At 41.9% G+C, this 1,204-nt stretch carries 1 protein-coding gene; it reads left to right on the forward strand.

Going from position 1 to position 1,204, the window contains the following annotated elements:
• The coding region (locus A3735_RS02780; RefSeq protein WP_082885778.1) for an HD-GYP domain-containing protein at positions 1 to 1,048 on the forward strand (1,048 nt) is incomplete at its 5' end.
• Positions 1,049 to 1,204: the final 156 nt, after the last annotated feature.

The following is a 1,204-nucleotide window of genomic DNA, read 5'->3' on the forward strand; positions in this document are numbered from 1 at the left end:
ATTTGTTTATATTGAAATTGAAAAAGAGTTTTGGCTTGAATCAGGTAAAGGCACCGTTGAAGCCAAGGAAGAGAAACAATACCCCGGTTTTCGTGAAGAACTCGAAATCCACGATGAACTACCCAAAGCCAAACTAAGCTATGAAAAAACCAAAGACCATGTCGATGAAGTATTAACAAGCCTGAGCAATGGTGAATCATTTGATATGGATGCTTCGCGTAAAGCGATTCAATCTTGCGTCAGCAGCATCCTAAATAATGCTAATGCACTGCTATGGCTTACACAGGCAAAAGAACAGGACAAATATACAGCAGAGCATTCGTTGCGCGTCGGTATATTAGCAATTGCCTTCGGGCGTTTCATTGGATTAAAAGAGCACGAGCTAGAAACCATCGGTCTGTGCGGCATGCTACATGATATTGGTAAAACTAAAATACCAGACGACATATTGAACAAACCAGGCCGTCTAACACGCATCGAATATGACATAATGAAACAGCACTCGGTGTATGGCAAAGAACTATTAGACGAACAACAAGGCGTCAACAAACTAATTAAGGATACAGCACACTTTCATCACGAACGTATCGACGGCAAGGGCTACCCAGAAAAACTAAGTGCAGCTTACCTCCATCAGTTTGTACGCATGGTATCAATTGTCGATGTTTATGATGCAATCACAAGTACCCGTTCATACAAAGACGGCTCACCAGCCTTTGATGCTTTAAAAATTCTCTATGCCGAACGAGATAAGCACTTCGACTCAGAGCTGGTTGAAGCGTTTATTCGTATGGTAGGCATTTACCCTCCGGGTACTTTGGTCGAAATGACCAACGGTGAAATAGGCATCGTCGTATCAGCGAACGCTGACTCTCGTCTGCGCCCTAAAGTTGAACTGGTCATGACAGCCGATAAAAAATTCCGCTCTTCCTACGTAATCAATCTGATTAAAGACCCGATAGACAAGCATGGTAAACCCTATGCTATTAAGGAAGGCATTACGAATGGTACTCACGGTGTAGACGTAGCAGACTATATATTGCAATAAATTCAGTCGCTTTAAGCAGCTCGAGAATTAGATGTAACGCACAATTTCAATTCCGTAATTACCGTCTATCATTACTATCGACCACTTGTCTCTTTGAGCTTGTTTGTTCTGCTCCTCAACTGTTTAATGACATTATGAAAAAATTATCGAACTCCC

The organism is Oleiphilus sp. HI0061 (assembly GCF_001635675.1).